Annotated in this window: 3 protein-coding genes; 1 reads left to right on the top strand and 2 read right to left on the bottom strand. The window is 57.6% G+C overall.

What is annotated here, in order from left to right; genetic code table 11:
- Nucleotides 1-283 precede the first annotated feature (283 nt).
- Entirely contained in the window at nucleotides 284-1000 is a 717-nt protein-coding gene (locus HEP69_RS09255) for a response regulator (RefSeq protein WP_290558230.1), read from the bottom strand.
- Entirely contained in the window at nucleotides 1000-3255 is a 2256-nt protein-coding gene (locus HEP69_RS09250) for a PAS domain-containing sensor histidine kinase (RefSeq protein WP_290558229.1), read from the bottom strand. Before HEP69_RS09250 ends, HEP69_RS09255 begins: the two co-directional genes overlap by 1 nt.
- 359 nt (nucleotides 3256-3614) lie before the next feature.
- On the opposite strand from HEP69_RS09250, the gene HEP69_RS09245 reads away from it, so the two are divergent.
- Nucleotides 3615-5075 carry a calcium-binding protein gene (locus tag HEP69_RS09245; protein WP_290558228.1) on the top strand — a complete coding sequence of 487 codons (1461 nt, stop codon included), beginning with the start codon at nucleotides 3615-3617 and terminating at the stop codon, nucleotides 5073-5075.
- The last annotated feature ends 311 nt before the right edge of the window (nucleotides 5076-5386 follow it).

The following is a 5386-nucleotide window of genomic DNA, read 5'->3' as shown; positions in this document are numbered from 1 at the left end:
TCCCCCCCCCCGAAACCTGTTGCGATGAATGAAATAATCCCCACTAACAACACGCGATCCACCGCACGCGGCTTACCATGGGACTTGGGAAAGAGGGCCTAAGACGCGCCATCTGCGCGTCGCTCAGCCAGAAAAGATCAGACATGTTCACCGCTCGTTTTTGAGCCGTGAATCATGATGATAAAGGGGAATCAATGGGTCCTGAGCCTAACTCCCAAGCGCCGGAAAGCATCGCCAAGGCACGTTGCCATCTTTGAATATAGAGAAAGACCTCGGCGCCGAACTACACCTCGAAAATGTAGCCTACGCCCCGGACTGTTCGAATTGTCTGCGGCTTGGAAGGATTGATTTCAATCTTACGTCGCAAACGAGACACTCGCAGATCGATGGAGCGATCGAACGCGGCCCAGCCCTTCTTGTGTGCCCGTTCGAGGATCTGGTCGCGGCTCAATGCGCGGCCCTTGTTTTCATAAAACAACTGAAGCAGGTCGAATTCCATGGCCGTGATCGGAATCTCTTTGCCGTCAGGCCCGAACAGGCGCGCGCTGTCCAGGTGCAACTGGCAGGGGCCAAACGGCACGGTTTCAAGATGACGCTCGGCGGGTGCAGAGCCCTGAGAGAACCCACCTTGTCGGCGCAACGCGGCCTTGATCCGGGCCTCTAATTCGCGCAGATTGACCGGTTTGCCAAGGTAATCATCCGCCCCCATTTCCAGACCGACGATGCGGTCCACAACATCCGCAGCTGCCGTCAGCATGATGACAGGCGTGTCTGAGTAGGCGCGCATTTCACGCAACGCCGACAAACCGTCGCCACCCGGCATGTTGATGTCGAGCAAGATCAGATCCGGTGTATCCGCCTTTTTGACGGCGGCAAGCTCTTGGGTGTTTCCGGCCTCCGAGACCTTGAACCCACGTTCCGACAGGTACTCTCCCACCATTTCGCGCAGGCGCGGTTCATCATCACAAATCAGGATTCGGGCCGGTCTTGTGTCCAACATCATGTGTCCCCCGCCCTGCCCTGCGGTGCCAGCGGCAGGATGACCTCAATCTGGGCACCGCCCAAAGCGCTTTGGCCGATTGTGATTATACCCTCGTGGCTGGTCACGATGCGATGACACAAAGCCAGCCCCATGCCCGTCCCCTCACCCACGTCCTTGGTGGAAAACAACGGTTCAAAGACGCGTCTGCGCAGTTCGGGCGGAATGCCGGGGCCATTGTCCGAGATCGTGACAATCGCTCGGTCTTTGGCTTGGTCTTCGTGGGTGGACAGGGACAAAATGCCCGGCCGACCCGTTTCTTGCATGGCATGCTGGGCGTTTATGACGATGTTATACATCACCTGGATAAGCTGGTCTGCGTCCCCCGCGATCGGCGGAAGGTCAGGCGCAAGAACTACCTGCACCTCGGTTTTGGGGTCCAGCCCGCTTTCCGCCACGTCCAGAGCGCTGGCAACGATATCGTTCAGATCGCAGGGTTCTTTTTCGCAGGGCCTTTCCTGTGCCATGTCGAGAAACATTTCGACGATCCGGGCGCTGCGATCCGCAGCTTCTGCAATCCGGTCTACCCTCCGTTTCAATACCGGGTCTTCGATCTGTCCGTCCAGCATATGCGTATAGCCCACGACAATCGAAAGCGGGTTTCTCAGCTCGTGCGCCACACCGGCAAGAAGCTCGCCCAGCGCCGATAAACGCTCTTTCTGGTGGGTGATCTCGCGTTGGCGGGCAAGCTCGTCTTCTATGGCGCGCTGCTCAGTCATATCGATGTAGGACAGCAAATACCCGTCAAGCCGGGTCTTATGGCACGAGGCGAGAACAAATCGCCCGTCGGTGAATTCTAATGGAATGTTGGAGGAGTTGTTTTCGACCAGTTTCTCGATCTGTGCTGCGTACTCTTCTTTCGTCACACCATCGGGGATCCGGTAAATCCCCGCGTCAAGCTGGCGCAGAAACGCTGAAATCGCATGATCCCCCAACCTTACATGCGCGTCGTCTGATGCGAAAATCTCGTCGAATTTCTCGTTGCTCAGCAAGATTTTCATTTCCTTGTCGAACAACACGACGCCGATGTCCAAGCTTTGCACCGCATCGGTCACCGCTGCGAGGTTGCGGGTCTCTGCATCTTTCAAAGCCGTGACATCGGTCACGACCACGACCCGGCCATCGTTTTCAGTCTTGGCGCGCTCAACCAAGAAGTACTGCCCGGTTTTGAAGCGCACCTCGAACGGCCTGAGATCCTCTCTTTGGCGCAGGATCGCATCACGAAATGCCCCGCCTAGATCGCCGTGAGTGGTGTCGTTGTCGACCGAGACAAGTTGCGGAGCAAGAAACGCCATTCGGGTTTCAGGGGGCATCGCGATCAGGGCGTCGGGGTCCAGACCGTAAGGGGCCGCAAAAGCCGCGTTGCAATGGGTAAACCGGCCCTGGTCGTCCTCGATTGCCACACCAACCGGCAGTCGTTCCATGGCCGAGACCATCAGCTTCTCCGCCTGTCGGTCTTGGGTCAGGTCTTGAATTGTCAGGATTCGGCCACCCAATTCGGTGCTGTAGACATTACCAACCAAGGCCGCGCCATGATTGTTGGGCACCGGGAAATCGCGGGCATTGGTGGCAATCATGGTGTCGAGCAGATCGAGCAACGCCTCTGGCGGCCAGCCCTTCGGTACGGGAAAAAGCCCGGTGCGAATGGCATCAGCATGCACCTGACGCATCGTGTGGCCGGGGATCAAAAGCTCGTTATTGGGGTCGCAATTCGCGCGGAATTTCTTGTTGGCGAAAACCAATCGGTGCGCCTCATCAATCAGGGCGACACCAAAATTCACGTTGTCGATCGCGTCCGCAAACAGCGCCCGCGCGCTGCGCTTTGACGGTGACGCAGCCGTCAGAGACGTCAGCAGTGCCGAGATGTGGCCGTCGTGTTGAACATACAGTTTCAAAAGATGAGGTCCGGCCAGTCGATCTTGGGTTTTGATCTCTGACACCAGACCGACCGCGCCGGTCTGCCGGGCCGCCTCCAACCCTTTCAAAACGGTATTGGTCCGGCGCTGCCCCAGGGCCGCTTTCAGCATGTCCCCCAGCGTCGCCAGAGGCGATGTTCGCGTTCCTGCACCGGGAAAAGGGACCGCAAACAGCCTGTTTACGACCACCGCGTTTCCCGCTGGGCAAAACAAGGCGAACCCATGATCGAGATGCTCACACGCCTCGGCAAAAGGAGCCTGCCCTGCATGCGCCCCGGCTTCGATCGCTAAATCATCCATTTGGTATCTCCCTCAGCCATAAAGTGCTGTTCAGAGTGTCGGCCCTAGCCAAGCATGAATGCGCCCGTGCGATGAAACGGTTTTTTGTATCATTTGTATCAATTGCGTCATCCGCGCCGACTTACAGACACAACAGTTACCTTCGGCGAAATCAGAGTGACAAAGACGACCCTTATCCATGTGCCACCGGTGCAGATGCTCCGGCTTCAGATACGAGGTGCGGCGCAGAGCGGGCCAGCTTTCCAGAGCCCTGACCCGAAAGCAAAAACCCTCGTTACGACAGAAATGATGGGCGGCGTGCGCCCTAAAGCCAACGGCTGACGCAGAATCGATGCGCGCTCGGCCTCAGAGGAAACACAATGACCAGATTTTTGAACAACCTGTCTTTTAACGTCAGAGGGACTGAATTTGACGGTATTCCCGCAGGTGGCAGAGGTCGTGACGGACAAAAGAGTGACCGTCTCGAAAGCCTTGATGCGTGGCCCGACCTCCTGACGTTTTCGATGCCACAGGCCCGGGACGCGGGTACATTTTCGGTCTTGAACGCCCATGGCAGACCGGTATTTGATTTGGCGGTGCCGACGCTGGCCGCCGGTGGCATTCAGATAGATCACTCCGTTTGGTTTGATTGGTCAAACGCCAACGTTTATGTTGGCGATTGGAAATCGAATTGGGCCTATGGGCTGGGCGGTGACGATCTCATGTTTCTGGGAAGCGGTAATGACCGCGGGTTCGGAGGCACAGGAGATGACACGCTCTTTGGCGGAAACGGTAACGATACCCTGCAAGGCGGGTCTGGGAACGATGCGCTCTACGGAGAGCACGGCGCAGATACACTCTTGGGCGGTTCGGGCGAGGATTTCCTGAATGGTGGCTTCGGAAACGACCATCTGAAAGGGGATGGCGGCGATGACGTGCTCCAAGGCGCGCACGGCAACGACCTGATGCAGGGTGGCGATGGCGACGATGTCATGGGCGGGTCACAGGGGCAGGACACGCTGGAAGGAGATGCCGGTAACGACACGCTCCATGGCGGTGCGGACGATGATATGATCTTTGGCGGCACCGGCGTGGACCTGCTGACCGGGGGTCACGGTCAAGACACCATGGATGGCGGAACCGGGAATGATCAGCTTTTTGGCGGCGACGGCGATGATGAGCTGTCAGGCGCTGGAGATGATGACGCTTTGCATGGTGAAGAGGGCGCAGATCACCTGTCGGGTGGCACCGGAAACGATCAACTCTTCGGAGGCGACGGCAATGACAACCTGGAAGGCGATGGCGGAAACGACATGCTGGACGGCGGTGTTGGCGAGGATCACCTTCAAGGCGGGACCGGCCATGACGAATTGGACGGTGGGCTCAACAATGATGTTCTGGACGGCGGCGCCGGGAACGACGTCCTGAAAGGCGGCGCCGGGCGCGACGTCATCTTTGGCGGCGACGGCAACGATATCATTTATGGCGGCACAGACACCAAAAGTGCTGGGGATATCCTGGTCGGCGGGGCCGGAGCTGATGCCTTCCATTTCGCCGTCTGGGATACTGTGGCAAATGACGCGCCCGATATGATCCTTGATTTTGAAGCTGGCACGGATGTGCTTGTGTTCGAGCTTTTTGGTCCAGCGCCCTTTGTCGGCCAACAATCGGGATTCTCCGATGGTGAGGGGGCAGAGGTCTATTTCGAGCATGTCCAGCATGAGCAATTGGGCCAGGCGACCATGGTTTACCTGAGAGACGATTACGGCGAAGGGGCCGATGCCCATGTACTTTTGAATGGGCATCTCGATTTGACTGCGAACGACATTTTTGCCGTCTGACAAACCTGCGTACCCGTTGCGAGGATCGAAATATGTGTCGGTCCTCGCATTCAAACACTCGGCTCTCATCTCGGTAAGAGAGCAGACCGATGGCTCTCCTCCTAGCAACTGTATCTGTCAGGTTGTGGATGCCGCCCATTTCTGACGGCTTTTGCATAAAGCGTTCGCGATGGGGACCAGCTTTCTGGCGACGGCTGTGATGATGACTTTGTGGGGTTTTCCGGCCTTTCGGGGGGGATCTGCGAGGGATCTTAGGTTGGGGTTATGTTGGCCCGGGCAAGGCCCCCGGTGAACACACAGGGGGCAGAGGA

The sequence above is a fragment of the Aestuariivita sp. genome (genome assembly GCF_021404545.1).
Lineage (GTDB): Bacteria > Pseudomonadota > Alphaproteobacteria > Rhodobacterales > Rhodobacteraceae > Aestuariivita.
The sequence above is the reverse complement of the archived record's forward strand: the minus strand, read 5'-3'. Positions and strand labels throughout refer to the sequence as shown.